This window comes from Bacteroides sp. AF32-8BH, from assembly GCF_003435205.1.
Lineage (GTDB): Bacteria > Bacteroidota > Bacteroidia > Bacteroidales > Bacteroidaceae > Bacteroides > Bacteroides ovatus.
The window spans coordinates 1-15,232 of sequence record NZ_QVLZ01000011.1 but is presented as its reverse complement, the minus strand read 5'-3'; the positions used below and the strand labels follow the sequence as shown (position 1 = coordinate 15,232).

The 15,232-nt window shown below is 39.3% G+C and carries 16 protein-coding genes; 10 read left to right on the top strand and 6 right to left on the bottom strand.

The annotated features are described in order from the left end of the window. Positions 1 to 221 precede the first annotated feature (221 nt). Positions 222 to 467, top strand: a complete 246-nt coding sequence (locus DWZ47_RS09440; RefSeq protein WP_004295865.1) for an RNA recognition motif domain-containing protein — start codon at positions 222 to 224, stop codon at positions 465 to 467. Positions 468 to 529: 62 nt separating this feature from the next. Here DWZ47_RS09440 and DWZ47_RS30610 read toward each other — a convergent pair whose 3' ends face one another. After that, positions 530 to 703, bottom strand: coding sequence for a hypothetical protein (locus DWZ47_RS30610; protein WP_004303314.1), 174 nt, complete (start codon positions 701 to 703; stop codon positions 530 to 532). 137 nt (positions 704 to 840) lie between these two features. Between DWZ47_RS30610 and DWZ47_RS09435 the strand changes: the two genes are divergently transcribed. Then, a complete protein-coding gene (locus DWZ47_RS09435; protein WP_004303313.1) occupies positions 841 to 1,620 on the top strand; it encodes a DUF4396 domain-containing protein in 780 nt (259 codons plus the stop codon). A gap of 110 nt (positions 1,621 to 1,730) precedes the next feature. Here the strand turns inward: DWZ47_RS09435 and sucD are convergent, their stop codons facing one another. The 4 genes from sucD to thiD all read right to left on the bottom strand — a co-directional run bounded on the left by sucD (position 1,731) and on the right by thiD (position 5,728). Next, entirely contained in the window at positions 1,731 to 2,591 is an 861-nt protein-coding gene (gene sucD, locus DWZ47_RS09430; RefSeq protein WP_004309340.1) for a succinate--CoA ligase subunit alpha, read from the bottom strand. A gap of 32 nt (positions 2,592 to 2,623) precedes the next feature. Continuing rightward, on the bottom strand, positions 2,624 to 3,754 hold the full coding sequence (gene sucC, locus DWZ47_RS09425; RefSeq protein WP_117512944.1) for an ADP-forming succinate--CoA ligase subunit beta: 1,131 nt from the start codon (positions 3,752 to 3,754) through the stop codon (positions 2,624 to 2,626). A gap of 199 nt (positions 3,755 to 3,953) precedes the next feature. Continuing rightward, positions 3,954 to 4,841, bottom strand: a complete 888-nt coding sequence (gene fabD, locus DWZ47_RS09415; RefSeq protein ID WP_004316407.1) for an ACP S-malonyltransferase — start codon at positions 4,839 to 4,841, stop codon at positions 3,954 to 3,956. A gap of 50 nt (positions 4,842 to 4,891) precedes the next feature. Further along, entirely contained in the window at positions 4,892 to 5,728 is an 837-nt protein-coding gene (gene thiD, locus DWZ47_RS09410) for a bifunctional hydroxymethylpyrimidine kinase/phosphomethylpyrimidine kinase (RefSeq protein ID WP_117512942.1), read from the bottom strand. Between the two features lie 341 nt (positions 5,729 to 6,069). Between thiD and DWZ47_RS09405 the strand changes: the two genes are divergently transcribed. From DWZ47_RS09405 to DWZ47_RS09375, 7 genes are all read left to right on the top strand, one after another. Then, entirely contained in the window at positions 6,070 to 6,801 is a 732-nt protein-coding gene (locus tag DWZ47_RS09405; RefSeq protein ID WP_117513002.1) for an NUDIX hydrolase, read from the top strand. A gap of 126 nt (positions 6,802 to 6,927) precedes the next feature. Next, on the top strand, positions 6,928 to 8,451 hold the full coding sequence (locus tag DWZ47_RS09400; protein ID WP_117512940.1) for a xylulokinase: 1,524 nt from the start codon (positions 6,928 to 6,930) through the stop codon (positions 8,449 to 8,451). Positions 8,452 to 8,490: 39 nt separating this feature from the next. Further along, positions 8,491 to 9,807 (top strand): xylose isomerase, encoded by a 1,317-nt coding sequence (gene xylA / locus DWZ47_RS09395; protein ID WP_117512938.1) that lies wholly within the window; start codon positions 8,491 to 8,493, stop codon positions 9,805 to 9,807. A 136-nt stretch (positions 9,808 to 9,943) separates the two neighbouring features. After that, entirely contained in the window at positions 9,944 to 11,398 is a 1,455-nt protein-coding gene (xylE, locus tag DWZ47_RS09390; RefSeq protein WP_074638304.1) for a D-xylose transporter XylE, read from the top strand. A gap of 242 nt (positions 11,399 to 11,640) precedes the next feature. After that, positions 11,641 to 12,510, top strand: a complete 870-nt coding sequence (locus DWZ47_RS09385) for an agmatine deiminase family protein (protein WP_117512936.1) — start codon at positions 11,641 to 11,643, stop codon at positions 12,508 to 12,510. 7 nt (positions 12,511 to 12,517) lie between these two features. Further along, a complete protein-coding gene (locus DWZ47_RS09380) occupies positions 12,518 to 12,988 on the top strand; it encodes a 5' nucleotidase, NT5C type (RefSeq protein ID WP_117512934.1) in 471 nt (156 codons plus the stop codon). A gap of 84 nt (positions 12,989 to 13,072) precedes the next feature. Then, on the top strand, positions 13,073 to 13,810 hold the full coding sequence (locus DWZ47_RS09375; RefSeq protein ID WP_117513000.1) for a hypothetical protein: 738 nt from the start codon (positions 13,073 to 13,075) through the stop codon (positions 13,808 to 13,810). A gap of 46 nt (positions 13,811 to 13,856) precedes the next feature. Here the strand turns inward: DWZ47_RS09375 and DWZ47_RS09370 are convergent, their stop codons facing one another. Further along, positions 13,857 to 14,687, bottom strand: coding sequence for a GyrI-like domain-containing protein (locus DWZ47_RS09370; protein WP_233525029.1), 831 nt, complete (start codon positions 14,685 to 14,687; stop codon positions 13,857 to 13,859). A 98-nt stretch (positions 14,688 to 14,785) separates the two neighbouring features. On the opposite strand from DWZ47_RS09370, the gene DWZ47_RS09365 reads away from it, so the two are divergent. After that, positions 14,786 to 15,037, top strand: coding sequence for a hypothetical protein (locus tag DWZ47_RS09365; protein ID WP_233525028.1), 252 nt, complete (start codon positions 14,786 to 14,788; stop codon positions 15,035 to 15,037). Positions 15,038 to 15,232 lie beyond the last annotated feature (195 nt).

Genomic DNA, 15,232 nt, shown 5'->3' with positions numbered 1-15,232 from the left:
GGCCTATTTTCATAAAAAAGATGTTTTGCAGAAAGAAAAAGGAGAGAATATAGTGCAATATCCCCAAATAATGCTTTCCTTTGTACCAACAACAATAAAGAGGTTTATTACGATTTGATTTTTTTACATGAATCTTCTCATTTATTTGAGCATATCCATCTCTAATTAAGATCTTCCTAAAACTTTCTTATTGAATTATTAATTTTTTATATTTGTATTTTATGAATTTGTACATTGGAAATCTTAGCTATAATGTTAAGGAATCAGATTTGAGACATGTAATGGAAGAGTATGGAACAGTTGCTTCAGTAAAGTTAATCACAGATCGTGAAACTAGAAGATCAAAAGGTTTTGCGTTTATCGAAATGCCGGATGATGCAGAAGCTGCTAAAGCTATCGAACAATTGAACGGTGCAGAATATGTAGGTCGTTCAATGGTAGTAAAAGAAGCATTGCCAAAGAATTAATACTGAATACATATACAGTAATAGAGAAAGGCGCACTAGGTAACTAGCGCGCCTTTCTTCTGTTAATCCTCATTGTTATCTTCTTCATCATCCACCATATTATTGAGTTCCAATTCCAGGTCTACCAGCTCTTGTTCCCATAATTTCAGGATATCCTTCGGTGTATCTTTTGCAGCTTTCTTTATTCTTTCTTGAGCAACAGATACTTCATGCTCTAATTGTCTACGTCTGCTCATAATTCTATTGTTTTGATTATAAAATGATAACAACTCGTGTGGGGAATAGTTCGACGGGATAAAATTAAAAGTAATGGGGTGAACTATTCACAAATAAAGGATGTTTTGTAATCTGAATCTTTAAAAAACATACAGCCATGCTCAATTTAATAGCCGTTTTCTTAGTATGTTCAGGTATCGGAATTGCAGTACATATTGCCATAGACCTGACACATCGTCCGCAATCAATGAAGATAATGAATGCAGTCTGGATATTATCTGCATTATGGGGAAGTTATTTAGCTTTATGGGCGTATAATAAGTTTGGACGGAGTAGTCCGATGAAAGCTGAGGATGATGGGATGAAAATGGATATGTCTGGCATGAAAGATATGTCTGATATGAAGGGAATGGATATGTCCGGTATGAAAGATAATATGGAGATGGATATGGCCATGCAGGGAGAAATGTCGATGCAAGGAATGCAACGTCCTTATTGGCAATCGGTAGCTTTGTCGGCGCTTCATTGTGGTGCAGGATGTACATTGGCAGATATCATAGGAGAGTGGTTTACAAACTATGTTCCTGTAACTGTGGCAGGAAGTCAGCTCTTTGGTAATTGGGTACTTGACTTTATTCTGGCTTTGATGATTGGTGTTTATTTCCAATTCTATGCTATTCGGGAGATGGAAAAAATATCGGTAGGTAATGCCTTGGCTCGTGCTTTCAAAGCGGATTTCTTTTCTCTTTTGTCCTGGCAGGTAGGAATGTATGGCTGGATGGCGATTGTCTATTTTGTATTGTTCATCAATGAACCGTTACCCAAAGACACATGGATATTCTGGTTTATGATGCAGTTGGCTATGCTTTTCGGCTTCTTCTGTGCATATCCTATGAATGCTCTTCTTATAAAATTAGGTATAAAGAAAGGTATGTAAAATAAATGCAGATTTACTCTAAACGATAAGTATGTAATTACTTATTTGAGGGAGTGAATCTGCATCTGTTATGATATGACTACTTTTGTCTTTTCTTTCTCTTTGGGAGTTTATCTTTTCAATAATTTCGGTATATCCGAAGGTTCTTGTGCTACCCGGATACCGGCAGCTTCTAAAGATTTAATCTTCTCTTTTGCCGAACCGGAACTTCCCGAAATGATAGCTCCTGCATGTCCCATCTGCTTTCCCGGAGGAGCTGATTGCCCGGCAATAAATGCTACCACAGGTTTGGTTACATTATTGCGGATATATTCGGCCGCTTGCTCTTCCGCATTTCCTCCAATCTCTCCAATCAGAACGATTGCTTCTGTTTCCGGATCATTTTGAAACATCTCCAGCAGTTGACGGAAATGAAGACCTACAACAGGGTCACCCCCGATGCCGATAGCAGTGGATTGTCCCATGCCATTCGCCGTTAAGTGATACACAATCTCGTAAGTAAGTGTTCCGCTACGACTGATAACTCCGACATTCCCTTCTAAAAAGACCTGTCCCGGTAAAATACCAACCATACTTTTTCCCGGAGAGATCAGTCCCGGACAGTTAGGCCCGATCAACATGGCGCCTTTTTGTTCGGCAAACTGATGTGCCTTAATCACGTCCAGTGTGGGGATTCCTTCTGCAATGCAGACTATGATACGGATGCCTGCGTCCGCTGCCTCCATAATAGCATCTGCCGCAAAACGTGCCGGAACGAAAATGATGGAGGTATTAGCCTTTGTCTGCTCGACAGCATCATACATGGTGTTGAATACGGGGATTCCGTCCACATCTGTTCCTCCTTTGCCCGGAGAAGTACCTCCGACCACATTGGTTCCATATTCTTTCATCTTCTTGGCATGGAAAAGCCCGTCTCTGCCAGTGATTCCTTGCACAATTAAACGGGTGGATTTATCTATTAGTATGCTCATAATTGCTTTATTTTTTAGTGATTTGGTACGTATTATGCTTTCAGAGCCATAAGAGCAGCCTCTTTCATCGTTGTGGCTATTTGGAAACGGCTGTAATTCCGTAACAGTTCCCGTCCGATATGTTCATTGGTGCCTGTAAGCCGGACGATGACGGGGACATTGCTGTTTATCTGCTCGAATGCCTGAAGGAGCCCCATTGCCACATCATCGCAACGAGTGATCCCACCGAAAATATTAATCAGGACCACTTTTACTTTCTCATCCTGCAATAAGAGTTTCATAGCTTCAATAACCTTGACAGGATTGGAGCTGCCACCGATGTCGAGAAAATTAGCTGGCTGACCTCCATAAAGTTTAATCATGTCCATAGTAGCCATGGCAAGTCCGGCGCCATTTACCATACAACCGATATTGCCGTCCATGTGGACATAACTGAATCCTTTATCTTTGGCATCTGCTTCCACTTTTTCTTCTTCCGTCGGATCAAATAAAGCATGTACCTCCGGATGGCGATAGAGCGCATTGTCATCAAAAACGATCTTTGCATCAATAGCCATCAACGTACCTTTCTTGGTAAGTGCCAGCGGATTTACTTCCACTAATGACGCATCATTTTCCATGAAGATCTTATAAAGTTCCTGAAGGATGGCCGCCATTTTACCCGCCTGCTCCATTTGGGGAAAAAGAGAGAAAGCAAAACGCCTTGCCAGATAGTCGGGAAGACCAATAAATGGATTGATTGAATATCGGATGATTTTCTCCGGTGTTTGACGGGCTACCTCTTCGATATCCATACCGCCGGATGCACTCATCATCAGAACGACAGAACGTGTATTCCGGTCGATGGTGTAACTGACATAATATTCGGCAGCAATATCTACCGCCTCACTAACCAGTACTTGATTGACCGGAAGTCCTTTAATACTCATTCCGAGAATATTTTTAGCTTCCTGATAAGCATCTTCCGTATTGTTTACCAGTTTCACTCCTCCGGCTTTTCCCCGGCCTCCGGTTAATACCTGTGCTTTTATAACCACCCTGTCTGTTCCCATCCTCCGGTAAGCGGCTATGACACCTGCGGCTGTACGGCATAAAGTGTGCCTCTCGACAGGTATTCCGTACTTGGAGAAAATCTCTTTCGCTTGATATTCATGTATTTTCATGGCTCATAAATTTGAGTAAATGATTCCTGTAATAAAAACAATAGCAAGATACGGAAAGTTTGCCGGAAAAGAAAAGTAATGGGGTGTTATACAACATGTTAATCCGTATGCTATGAATAGGCTTAATATAAAAAAGCGTGTTGGCAATAGTTACCAACACGCTTCATATATTTAAAGATAAAGTCTTTCTTACGGATGCTTATGCAATACCGTGAGCGTTGACAGTACCGTCAATTTTCTTAATCAGTCCTTGAAGTACTGCACCCGGGCCACATTCTGTAAAATCAGTAGCACCGTCGGCAACCATATTCTTAACAGACTGTGTCCAGCGTACGGAAGCAGTCAGCTGGGCAACCAGGTTCTTTTTGATTTCTGCAGGGTCAGTGTGAGGAAGTGCATCCACATTCTGATATACCGGACATTTAGGAGTATGTATTTCTGTAGCTTTGATAGCAGCTTCCAGTTCTATTTTAGCAGGATCCATCAATGGAGAATGGAAAGCACCACCCACTTTCAGCGGAAGAGCACGTTTGGCTCCGGCAGCTTTCATCAGTTCGCAAGCTTTTTCGATACCTGGTACAGAACCGGAGATAACGATTTGTCCCGGGCAGTTGTAGTTAGCCGGTACGCAAACTTCACCTTCTGCATTTACTGCTGCGCAGATTTCTTCTACTTTCTCATCAGGCAATGCTATAATGGCAGCCATAGTAGAAGGAGTAGCTTCACAAGCTTTCTGCATAGCCATTGCACGTGCATAAACAAGTTTCAAACCATCTTCAAAACTCAATGCACCGGCAGCTACCAATGCAGAGAATTCGCCGAGTGAGTGGCCGGCAGTCATTTCCGGTTTGAAGTCATCACCCATGCAAAGAGCAGAGATAACAGAGTGAAGGAATACGGCAGGCTGAGTAACCTTTGTCTGACGGAGATCTTCGTCTGTACCATCGAACATGATATCTGTAATGCGATATCCGAGGATATCATTTGCTTTTTCAAACAATTCTTTTGCTAAAGCTGAGTTTTCATACAGGTCTTTACCCATTCCTACAAATTGAGCGCCTTGACCGGGAAATACAAATGCTTTCATATTTTTATTATTTAATTGATTTTTAATTGCGGGTGCAAAGTTACGTATTTTTATGATACAACCGCACAAAATGTACACATTTGTGCAACGAAGTCCGGAAAATGCCATAAAGGGCCGTTGCCGTGTCCGACATTCAATTCTTTTCCTGCGATAATAGCTTGAGTGATATACGTTTTAGCGTGCTGGATGGATTCTCGCATGGGGTATCCTTTGGCCAGATAAGTAGCAATGGCAGAGGAGAGGGTACACCCGGTTCCATGCAGGTTATGGCTTTCTATCTTTTTCTCCTCATATATATGATAGATAGATTCGGACGTGTGCAAAAGGTCGCACATATTGTCTCCCTCCAGATGTCCGCCTTTTAACAAGATGCTAGTGTGATAATCGTCCGTCAGCATTTTGGCGGCTGCCTGCATGTCTTGAATGTTGTGAATACTTTTACCTGTAAGCACCTTCGCTTCGTCGATGTTGGGGGTGATTAATGTCACAAGCGGCAAAAGTTCTTTTTTTATTTCTTCTATAGCTTCATCTGTCATGAGTTTCTTTCCGCTGGTAGACACCATTACCGGATCGTAGACGACGTATGCAGGTGAATATTTTTGTAAACAGTCGGAAATCACACGAACAATCTGAATATCATTTACCATTCCTATTTTGATGGCAACCGGTTGCAGGTCGTCCATCACTGCTTCTATTTGTCCACGAACAATGTCAGGGGCGATAGATTGTACGGCACGTACTCCCAGTGTGTTTTGTATGGTGATGGCAGTAATAGCCGATGCCGCATAGCCACCTAAAGCGGAGATTGTTTTTATGTCTGCTTGAATACCTGCGCCTCCCGAACAATCGGAGCCGGCAATGGATAAAATGACTGGATGACGTTCCATTTTAGTTCTTTTAATATTTACCCGACAAAGATAGAATAAAAAACGATAAGGTACAAAATGGCATATCGTTTAAAATACAATAAGTACCTTTACCGCTATCTGCTGGAAATGATATGAAAAGTACTGATAATAAAGCATCCATCTAGTTTTTGTACTTTATACAATTACTCACTCGCGGAAATACTAAAATACATATTGTAATTCGTAAGATAACACTAACTATTCATATTGTAGAATGTATGATATGTATTCATATGAAAAACAATGTTTTATAGCATAGTTCTTATTTTTGTTTTGATGAGTTTTAGCCTCTATATTTGCACCGTCTTAAAGAAATGGATATGCAAAATTTACAGAAAAATACACCTTTAGCAAACAATCATATATCAGTGGACTGTGTAGTGATTGGTTTTGACGGAGAACAACTGAAAGTGTTGCTTGTAAAACGTGCAGGTGAAGATAATGGAGAAGTATATCACGATATGAAACTTCCCGGAAGTCTTATATATATGGATGAAGACCTGGATGAAGCAGCACAACGAGTTTTGTATGAACTGACAGGACTTAAAAATGTGAATCTGATGCAGTTTAAAGCATTCGGTTCTAAAAACAGAACAAGTAATCCGAAAGATGTACGTTGGCTGGAAAGAGCTATGCAGTCAAGAGTGGAACGCATTGTAACTATTGCGTATCTGTCGATGGTGAAGATTGACCGCACACTGGATAAGAATCTGGACGATCATCAGGCTTGCTGGATTGCTTTGAAAGACGTGAAAACATTGGCTTTCGACCATAATCTGATTATTAAGGAAGCAATGACTTATATTCGTCAGTTCGTAGAATTTAATCCTTCCATGTTGTTCGAACTGCTTCCGCGCAAATTTACAGCTGCACAATTAAGAACCCTTTTTGAATTAGTATACGACAAAGCTGTGGATGTACGCAACTTCCATAAGAAAATAGCCATGATGGAATATGTAGTTCCTCTGGAAGAAAAACAACAAGGAGTGGCTCACCGTGCTGCCCGCTATTATAAATTTGATAAGAAGATATATAATAAGGTGAGAAGGTAGACTTTATTCAAGTATTAAGTATCAAGTATTAGATATTAAGTATTTGGCGTTGAATGTTATAGTATTAATTGCCGGGCATTGAGCGTTAAATCGTAAATAGTAAATCGTTTAATCGTAAATAAAATTATGTTTCTATTAGGTTATGACATAGGTAGCTCGTCTGTAAAAGCGAGTTTGGTAAATGCTGAAACAGGCAAATGTGTATCATCGGCATTTTTTCCGAAAACAGAAGCGAATATTATTGCAGTGAATCCCGGATGGGCGGAACAAGATCCGGAAAGTTGGTGGGAAAACTTAAAGTTGGCTACACAGGCTATTATGACCGAATCCGGAGTGAGTGCTGCTGAAATAAAGGCCATCGGTATCTCTTATCAGATGCACGGATTGGTATGCGTCGATAAGAATCAGCGTGTATTGCGTCCTGCTATTATCTGGTGTGACTCCCGTGCTGTGCTATACGGCCAGAAAGCATTTGAAACAATCGGAGAGGAGAGATGTCTTTCTCATTTGTTGAACTCGCCGGGAAACTTTACAGCTTCCAAGTTGGCATGGATTAAAGAAAACGAACCTGCCATCTATGAGCAGATTTACAAGATAATGCTGCCGGGTGATTATATTGCCATGAAGTTGAGTGGAGAGATTTGCACAACTGTTTCCGGACTTTCGGAAGGTATGTTCTGGGATTTCAAGAACAACCGGGTGGCTGACTTCCTAATGGATTATTACGGATTCGACTATTCTTTGATCGCAGATATAAAACCGACTTTCGCAGAACAAGGACGCGTCAGTGCAATGACTGCCAAAGAACTTGGATTGAAAGAAGGAACACCTATTACTTATCGTGCAGGTGACCAGCCTAACAATGCTCTCTCTCTGAACGTGTTCAATCCGGGCGAGATTGCTTCTACGGCGGGAACATCAGGAGTAGTTTATGGTGTGAACGGTGAAGTGAATTATGATCCGCAGTCACGTGTCAATACCTTTGCCCATGTCAATCATACAATAGACCAGACACGTCTGGGAGTATTGCTTTGCATCAACGGAACAGGTATTCTTAATTCATGGGTAAAACGCAACATTGCTCCCGAAGGAATATCTTATAATGAAATGAATGTGTTGGCTTCCAAAGCTCCTATCGGTAGTGCGGGAATCAGTATTCTACCCTTTGGTAACGGTGCCGAGCGCATGTTGAATAATAAAGAAATCGGTTGCAGCATCCGTGGATTGGACTTCAATGCACATGGCAAACACCACATTATCCGTGCCGCTCAAGAAGGTATCGTATTCTCTTTTAAATATGGCATTGATATCATGGAGCAGATGGGAATTCCCGTGAAGATGATCCATGCCGGACATGCTAATATGTTCTTGAGTTCTATCTTCCGCGATACGTTGGCGGGAGTTACAGGAGCCACTATCGAGCTTTATGACACAGACGGTTCAGTAGGAGCTGCGAAAGGTGCAGGTATTGGTGCAGGTATCTACAAAGATAACAATGAAGCATTTGCTACGCTTGACAAACTGGATGTGATCGAGCCTAATGTGGCGAAACGTCAGGAATATGCTGACGCGTACGCAAAATGGAAATACCGCCTTGAAAAGTCGATGACCGGTAACATACCGGCTCCGGTTCTTTCTTCAGATAAATAATTAACAATTTAAATAATAACCATTTAAAATAAAAGAATTATGGCAACAAAAGAATTTTTCCCGGGAATTGAAAAGATTAAGTTCGAAGGTAAAGATAGTAAGAATCCGATGGCATTCCGTTACTACGATGCTGAAAAGGTAATCAACGGTAAGAAAATGAAAGATTGGTTGAGATTTGCTATGGCATGGTGGCATACTTTGTGTGCTGAAGGCGGTGACCAATTCGGTGGCGGAACAAAACAATTCCCTTGGAATAGTAGTGCTGACGCTATACAAGCAGCAAAAGATAAAATGGATGCAGGTTTCGAATTCATGCAGAAAATGGGTATCGAATACTACTGCTTCCACGATGTAGACTTGGTTTCTGAAGGTGCAAGCATTGAAGAATACGAAGCTAATCTGAAAGCAATCGTAGCTTATGCAAAACAGAAACAAGCTGAAACTGGTATCAAACTGTTGTGGGGTACTGCCAACGTATTTGGTCATGCACGTTATATGAACGGTGCTGCTACTAATCCTGATTTTGACGTAGTAGCTCGTGCTGCTGTTCAAATCAAGAATGCAATCGATGCCACTATCGAACTGGGTGGTCAAAACTATGTATTCTGGGGTGGCCGTGAAGGCTATATGTCTCTTCTGAACACAGATCAGAAACGTGAAAAAGAACACCTGGCAAAAATGCTGACTATGGCTCGTGATTATGCTCGTGCTCGTGGCTTCAAAGGAACTTTCCTGATCGAACCGAAACCGATGGAACCAACTAAACACCAGTATGATGTAGATACAGAAACTGTGATCGGCTTCCTGAAAGCTCATGGCTTGGATAAAGATTTTAAAGTGAATATTGAAGTAAACCACGCAACTTTGGCTGGCCATACTTTCGAACACGAATTGGCAGTAGCAGTAGATAACGGTATGTTGGGTTCTATCGACGCTAACCGTGGTGATTATCAGAATGGTTGGGATACAGACCAGTTCCCGATTGACAACTACGAACTGACACAAGCTATGATGCAAATTATCCGTAATGGTGGCTTGGGTAACGGTGGAACAAACTTCGACGCTAAAACTCGTCGTAACTCTACCGACCTGGAAGATATCTTCATTGCTCACATCGCAGGTATGGATGCTATGGCTCGTGCATTGGAAAGCGCAGCTGCTCTGTTGAACGAATCTCCATATAAGAAAATGTTGTCTGACCGTTACGCTTCATTCGATGGTGGTAAAGGTAAAGAATTTGAAGATGGCAAGTTGACTTTGGAAGATGTAGTTGCTTATGCTAAAGCAAACGGTGAACCGAAGCAAACTAGCGGTAAACAAGAACTTTATGAAGCAATTCTGAATATGTATTGCTAATAATTAATTCACCACAGAGTAGCACAGGGTCTCGCAGAGTTCATTTTCATTCAATATTATATTTCTCTGTGAAACTCTGTGTCACTCTGTGGTGAGATTTCCAACTACTACAACACTACTTTATCTACTTATAACCATGATTAATACAACGAACGAGGGTAGTAAACTCTACCTATATTCGATCACCTCTGTCGCCATTTTGGGAGGACTGCTTTTCGGATACGATACAGCCGTTATCTCCGGTGCAGAGAAAGGCTTGGAAGCTTTTTTCCTTTCGGCCTCTGATTTTCAATACAATAAAGTAATGCATGGAATCACTTCTTCCAGTGCATTAATTGGCTGTGTACTGGGTGGTGCGATCTCCGGTATATTTGCTTCCCGTTTGGGACGTCGTAATTCCTTAAGGCTTGCTGCCGTACTCTTCTTCCTTTCAGCATTAGGTTCCTATTATCCGGAATTCTTATTCTTCGAATATGGAAAGCCGAACATGGATTTGCTGATTGCTTTTAATCTGTATCGTGTTTTGGGCGGTATCGGAGTAGGACTGGCTTCTGCAGTCTGTCCGATGTATATTGCTGAAATAGCCCCTTCCAATATTCGTGGAACGCTTGTATCGTGTAACCAGTTTGCTATCATCTTCGGTATGTTGGTAGTGTACTTTGTGAATTACCTGATTATGGGCGACCATCAGAATCCTGTTATTTTGAAAGATGCAGCCGGTGTGCTGTCTGTTAGTTCTGAATCTGATATGTGGACTGTTTATGAAGGATGGCGTTACATGTTCGGTTCGGAAGCTTTCCCAGCCGCTTTCTTTGGTCTGTTATTGTTCTTTGTGCCGAAGACTCCTCGTTATCTTGTATTGATACAGCAGGATGAAAAGGCTTACTCAATTCTGGAAAAGATCAATGGTAAGATAAAAGCACAGGAAATCCTTAATGATATTAAAGCTACTGCTCATGAAAAGACAGAGAAGATCTTTACCTATGGAGTGGCAGTAATTGTAATCGGTATTTTGCTTTCTGTATTCCAGCAAGCTATCGGTATTAATGCCGTACTATATTATGCTCCTCGTATTTTTGAAAATGCAGGTGCAGAAGGAGGTGGTATGATGCAAACGGTTATTATGGGCGTTGTAAACATTGTCTTTACACTGGTTGCTATCTTCACTGTAGACCGCTTCGGACGTAAACCGTTATTGATAATCGGTTCTATCGGTATGGCTGTTGGTGCATTTGCAGTAGCAATGTGTGACAGCATGGCAATAAAGGGTATCCTTCCGGTACTTTCAGTGATTGTGTATGCTGCATTCTTTATGATGTCCTGGGGACCGATTTGCTGGGTATTGATCTCGGAAATCTTCCCGAACACTATCCGTGGTAAAGCAGTGGCAATCGCTGTGGCTTTCCAATGGATATTCAATTACATTGTATCTTCTACTTTCCCGGCACTGTACGACTTCAGCCCGATGTTTGCATATAGTTTATATGGCATTATCTGCGTAGCTGCTGCCATCTTCGTTTGGCGTTGGGTACCTGAAACGAAAGGTAAGACACTGGAAGATATGAGCAAACTTTGGAAAAAAGATAAATAAATTAGGTTAGTGTTATTTCATCATGTCATTATGACTTTGGCCTCCTGACATGATTCTATTGAGATTATGACATCATACCAATGGTATGGTGTCATAATTGTTTATATACATATCGTACAGTAAATCAATCTTTTATTTTGCATTAATTGTTTTATTGTTGGTGTTACAATTAATGTTTTTGCATTTTTGAGTAAATATGTTCTCCAATGATGCGCTTATCTTTGCATTATAAAAATTGAAGTATGATAACAGAGCAATATAAAGATACCGTTTATTTTTCGAACCTTTTTGTACGTCACTACCCTAAAGTTTATGAAGAATTATCTAATATTCTTTCTCACCATCATATAGCACATGGGACTTTGATGCACACTAAAGATTATTGGTGTCGAGATTATATGCCAATGCAGTGGGGAGCTAATACTTATATTCAGTTCCGCTATGAACCTGATTATTTGACGGATAAACCACAGTATAAAACTAATATTGTTCCCGTACTTAAAGCTATGAGTAGCAAGATGGATATTATTCAATCGCCACTTATAGTTGATGGAGGGAATGTTGTTGTGTGTGAGGGAAATTCTAAGTGGATGGGATCATGTATAAGAGAGCGGAAACCAATTATTATCATGACAGAAAAGGTGTTCCAAGAAAATTCGCAGATTGATCAGGGAGAAGTACTGGCAATATTAAAGGCAAACTTTCATGGAGCAGATATTATATTTCTACCATGGGATAGATACGATATCTGTGGTCATACAGATGGGATTGTTCACAATATTGGCGATGGTAAGATTTTGGTCAACTTGAAAGTATATCCTCAAAAGATAGAACGGGAGATGAGATGTAGATTGAATGACGTTTTTGTAGTTGTGGATTTAAAACTTAGTAAGTATTATGAGAATAGTTGGGCATACATAAATATGCTTCAGACACGTGATATAATCATTGTTCCCGGACTTGGATTACCTACAGATGGAGAGGCTTTAGAACAGATAAAAGAATTATATCCTTCCTATGAGGGGCGAATTTACCCAATTAATATGGCTCCGATTGTAAAGAAATGGGGAGGTGCATTGAATTGTTTGTCTTGGACTGTGAGTAAATTATAGAAATTATATGATATCAGCATTACCGATTTCCAAACCTATACTTTATATTGATATGGATAATGTTCTGGTTGACTTTCAATCAGGTATTAACAAGTTGAGTGAATACGAAAAGAGAGAGTATGAAGGACGATATGATGAGGTACCTGATATTTTTGCAAGAATGAGTCCGTATGAAGGAGCAATTAATGCCTACCATCATTTAGCGCGTTTTTATGATGTATATATTCTTTCCACGGCACCTTGGAATAATCCTTCTGCCTGGTCAGATAAACTAATATGGGTGAGAAAATGGTTAGGTACAGATGGTTATAAACGATTAATTCTTAGTCATCATAAAAATTTGAACAACGGAGACTTTTTGATAGATGATCGTCTCAAAAATGGTGCTGAAAATTTTAGTGGTGAATTAATCTTATTTGGTTCGGAACAGTATCCGAATTGGGACTCTGTTGTTGACTATTTGATATCATCTAAGTGAGAAGTAAAAAAGTTGATATATTCGGCACAACTCTTTACTAGAAAGATTATCTTTACCCAAAGAAATATTAATACTATAATAATTATGGATACTTTGAAAAAGGAAATTGCAGTTTTAATGCAATGTATTGATTTTAAGGAAATAGAGAAACAGCTTCAAGTAATTAATAAACTAATAGTCACAAACTATATGTTTGAACTAAATAATGGGCTACGGATTTACCCAATTGAAGTAGAAGCTTATTTTAAAGATGCAAAATTTAATGATGAGTTTGTGCATGGAAATGAACTGCAAAAAAATAATTATGGAAGATTTTATGTTCATCGTACAGGTATAACAAAGAATTCAAAATTTAAAGGTGGAACAAGAGGAGGTATTGATATTTGTTTATCTGATGACGTTAATGCATATTATGGCATCTTAATAAGAAGTGCTAAGTTTGATGATGGCACAATTAAATTTGGACCGAATAATGTTTTAAAATTTATTGTTGAGGATAAGGATGTAGATTATGATACTTTGGAAAAAGAATCTGTTTTAAAAGAAGCTGTTAAAGATTGCCGTGATGGAGAAAGTAAATCAATCATCATGCATTCTACACGTGTTGGTCTAAGTGACAAGCAAAGTGACGATTTTAAAAACTTGCAATTACGAACGATGGTAGGACCGCTGCTTTCATCTTATGCATATAAAGAAAAGGAAAATGTATTTAGGAACTATATCGTTAATGATAACATCTCAAAAGAAGAAGCCGAGAAAATTTCTATTGACATCCTCGGATATTGTCCTAAGTCTTTGATAGAAAGTGTATATCAGGCATGATAGCTACTAATTTTGTATAAGGGTGAAATATCGCCCTTATACAAAATTATTTAACGATTGGAATCCAAACTTCAGTAAGAAGCTCTTTCACATCTGTGTCGGTGGGAGAGTTCAAGTAATGTTCCAGGATTGGAGTTTCTCCTAAGCTATAAAATTGCGGTAATTGTTTCAATATTGTCTCATAAAAGGCATCTAACAATGCATAATCTCCTTGATGGATATAAACTGCGTATGTACCTTGAGGTAAATCCATGTGTTTTATTGGACTAGTAAGAGGGGGATTGGATCTTATTCCTTTTTGAATAGCTATACAAGCGTAAAAACGGCATTTTTCTAATGAGGTAATGTCCGTGTCATCATAAGCTATCCCCCAATAATCTTCTTTATCTGGCAATAAAGAGTTTTCTTTTGCATATTCATATAGGCAGTCCCAAGTGTATGTCTCAAAAGCAACTGTGCTACAAGTGTCATAATTGCCAATATAAGATAAAAATAAGACAGGTATTGTTTCTGATTCCACTATGCGGTAAGGAGAAATATATGAAGGATAAGTATGACTTGTTTCCAATAATTTCTTTTGTAGTTCTCGAGGAGTGAGATTGTATTTTTTTTGAAGTGTATTATTTAAAGCTGACTGGTTAGCAAATCCAATATATTCATATATTTCAGCTATACTTTTTTTATTATCTTTGAGTAATTGCTGGGCATATTCCATGCGTGTACGAATGATATATTGATGTAATGTTTCGCTAGTGTAAACTTTAAACATCAGCTGAAGATTACGAACAGACATACATGCCATTTTAGCTAATTCAGGTATGGATATCAAACGATTGAACTCATCGGCAGTTTTACCTGTCCAATTCTTTTGTATCATGGAATTTAGATAATGAAGAATTGTCTCGATTTGTCCTTGATAGGAGAATTTGTTGGAATTCATATCTTTTCTTTACCTTTTGAGGTACTCTTTTATTTATGATTGATATTCGCAAAGATAGTATTTATATACGCATCCTATATGAAAATGATTCAAAAGTTGATTCTATGACTTCTCATATCGGTTTCTGGCTTAAAAAAGATTCCTTTGGAAAATCTAATCGTTTTATCTTTAGAATTTTCCAGACTAGAGAGACGTGGATAGAAGAAGCAGAATCAAATAAAAACAGCTATTTCCCGCAGCTAAAGCATTGCTTTAGCCTACCTAAAGCACCGCTTTCCTTCTCTTAAAACACTGCTTTTTTCTCTTTCTGTTTAAGCAGCATTCTCTATATATAAGAAACATTTTTTATCTACTCCTTCATCTTTCTTCTGAATTACCTGTGAATAAGTATTTTGTAGGTGAAGGAGTGCTTCTTCACCTTTGGAATTTACGTAAGCGTCTCCGCGATTCTATCTTGTCGCCCTTTTTTCATTCTTATATTT

Excerpts from the sequence above, each read along its gene's own strand:
- thiD (WP_117512942.1), bottom strand. The coding sequence starts at position 5,728 with ATGGAACGTCATCCAGTCATTTTATCCATTGCCGGCTCCGATTGTTCG.
- DWZ47_RS09365 (WP_233525028.1), top strand. The coding sequence starts at position 14,786 with ATGATTGATATTCGCAAAGATAGTATTTATATACGCATCCTATATGAA.
- DWZ47_RS09405 (WP_117513002.1), top strand. The coding sequence starts at position 6,070 with ATGCAAAATTTACAGAAAAATACACCTTTAGCAAACAATCATATATCA.
- DWZ47_RS30610 (WP_004303314.1), bottom strand. The coding sequence starts at position 703 with ATGAGCAGACGTAGACAATTAGAGCATGAAGTATCTGTTGCTCAAGAA.
- DWZ47_RS09370 (WP_233525029.1), bottom strand. The coding sequence starts at position 14,687 with ATGATACAAAAGAATTGGACAGGTAAAACTGCCGATGAGTTCAATCGT.
- DWZ47_RS09400 (WP_117512940.1), top strand. The coding sequence starts at position 6,928 with ATGTTTCTATTAGGTTATGACATAGGTAGCTCGTCTGTAAAAGCGAGT.
- DWZ47_RS09380 (WP_117512934.1), top strand. The coding sequence starts at position 12,518 with ATGATATCAGCATTACCGATTTCCAAACCTATACTTTATATTGATATG.
- sucC (WP_117512944.1), bottom strand. The coding sequence starts at position 3,754 with ATGAAAATACATGAATATCAAGCGAAAGAGATTTTCTCCAAGTACGGA.
- DWZ47_RS09440 (WP_004295865.1), top strand. The coding sequence starts at position 222 with ATGAATTTGTACATTGGAAATCTTAGCTATAATGTTAAGGAATCAGAT.
- DWZ47_RS09375 (WP_117513000.1), top strand. The coding sequence starts at position 13,073 with ATGGATACTTTGAAAAAGGAAATTGCAGTTTTAATGCAATGTATTGAT.
- xylE (WP_074638304.1), top strand. The coding sequence starts at position 9,944 with ATGATTAATACAACGAACGAGGGTAGTAAACTCTACCTATATTCGATC.
- sucD (WP_004309340.1), bottom strand. The coding sequence starts at position 2,591 with ATGAGCATACTAATAGATAAATCCACCCGTTTAATTGTGCAAGGAATC.
- fabD (WP_004316407.1), bottom strand. The coding sequence starts at position 4,841 with ATGAAAGCATTTGTATTTCCCGGTCAAGGCGCTCAATTTGTAGGAATG.
- xylA (WP_117512938.1), top strand. The coding sequence starts at position 8,491 with ATGGCAACAAAAGAATTTTTCCCGGGAATTGAAAAGATTAAGTTCGAA.
- DWZ47_RS09385 (WP_117512936.1), top strand. The coding sequence starts at position 11,641 with ATGATAACAGAGCAATATAAAGATACCGTTTATTTTTCGAACCTTTTT.
- DWZ47_RS09435 (WP_004303313.1), top strand. The coding sequence starts at position 841 with ATGCTCAATTTAATAGCCGTTTTCTTAGTATGTTCAGGTATCGGAATT.